Raw genomic sequence first — 1,663 nt, 5'->3', positions numbered from 1 at the left:
GGCTGTAACGGAGTCTGCATCGTGTCTCCTGCAATCGGCGTGCCGACGAAGAGATGTGCTAACAAGAAGGTCAAAACTAGAGGTTTTCGCGCCGCGATTTCGGCACTTCCGGGTTAGAGTGGTGGATTTCGGACATAGCTATAGGCTGAACACGACCACGCGCACGTCGAATGTCGCCTTCCAGGATTGCTATAAGCATGGGTCGCAACTCTTCTCGGCTTCCATCACCTTGACCCAGCCATGCGAAGGTGCGCTCGACCACCCAATTGCGCGGCAGGACCTTCGCCCTTGGCGTCGTCCGCTCCTTCACGATCTCCAGGGTGACCTTGCCGATCTTTTGCAGCGCGCCCTCAGTTCGGTCAGGCATGGCCGCGATCGGAAGACATCGCGCAGCCAGGACCAGCGTTTAAGGATGGATGTCAGGACGGCCGGGGATGATCGGATGATCAGCCGCTCATCGCTGATAGAGCATACAAAGCTTCTTGGGACTACTGGACTATTCGAGAAGCCCTGGACAACAAACCATAGGCAAAGTTTCGGATCGAAACCAACCGAGGCGCGGCGGCACTCGATCTGGCTTGGGAACTGGAGGCGCGCAGCACCACCATTGTTTTAGTCTGCGAGTGGAAAATGGCAGCGGACCGTACGGCCGTCGGAGACGATTGTCTCGTGCGGTGGCTCTTCGCGGCAGCACTCCTTGGCATAGCGGCAGCGCGCATGGAACTCGCACCCGCGCGGACGAAATGCAACGCTTGGCACCTCGCCCTCGATTGACGTCAATTTGCGTCGATGTTCGGGGTCGGGCCGCGGGATGCCGTTTACCAGCGCTTCGGTGTAAGGGTGCGCAGGACGCCGGAATATCGCCTCGCAATCTCCCTGTTCTACAATGCGACCCAGGTACATAATGGCGAGCCGGCTACTGATGTGTCGCACCACCGGAAGATTGTGGGAGATTATGAGATAAGTGAGCTTCTGGGCCATCTGCAGGTCGCGCATCAAATTGAGCACGTCGCCCTGGACCGAGACGTCGAGGCCAGCGGTCGGCTCGTCGGCGATGATCAGGTCTGGCGCAAGCGCTATGGCCCGCGCCACACCGACACGACGCGCCTGTCCGCCCGACAACTGATATGGGTAGCGAGGCAGCATCTCGCGCGGCAGACTAACCGCGTTGGCCAGCCTAAGGGCAGCTGCATCCCTGTCGAACCCCTTAGGACGATGAACGTCCAGCGGCTCGAGGATGAGCGACCGCACATTCTGTCGAGGACTCAGAGATCCGATCGGATCCTGAAACATCATCGCCATGTTCTCGCGTAGCGGTCGGAATTCTCGCTCGCTGAGCTTCGTCAATTCCCGACCGCGAAACGTGATAGAACCTGATGAAGCCGGGAAAAGGCCCAGGATACAGCGGCCAAGCGTGGACTTGCCCGATCCGCTCTCGCCGACCAGGCCAAGGGTCTCGCCGGCGCGCAAGTCCAGATTTACATCGACGAGCACGTCGATCTTTGCCCGCTTACCGCCGTGCGGGAATGATGCCAATCCGCCGCGTCCGGGAAAACTGACGCGAAGGTCCCGTACGCGGATCAGCGATTCCGCCGGGGAAACGTTTGCTTTGGTATCTGCAGATACTCTTTCCAATCGGGGCAATGCAGCGGCCGTCGAAGGC

Annotated in this window: 1 protein-coding gene and 1 pseudogene; both read right to left on the bottom strand. The window is 59.7% G+C overall.

What is annotated here, in order from left to right:
* Positions 1-229: 229 nt before the first annotated feature.
* A pseudogene (locus tag EOA29_RS43495) lies at positions 230-435 on the bottom strand (IS5/IS1182 family transposase); the annotation flags it as partial.
* A 177-nt stretch (positions 436-612) separates the two neighbouring features.
* Positions 613-1,663 (bottom strand): ABC transporter ATP-binding protein (locus EOA29_RS35625; protein WP_245468717.1); only part of this gene is annotated, 1,051 nt, incomplete at its 5' end.

It is taken from the genome of Mesorhizobium sp. M1E.F.Ca.ET.063.01.1.1, assembly GCF_003998155.1.
In the GTDB taxonomy this organism is placed as follows: Bacteria; Pseudomonadota; Alphaproteobacteria; order Rhizobiales; family Rhizobiaceae; genus Mesorhizobium.
This window is presented reverse-complemented; position numbering and strand designations above follow the sequence as displayed.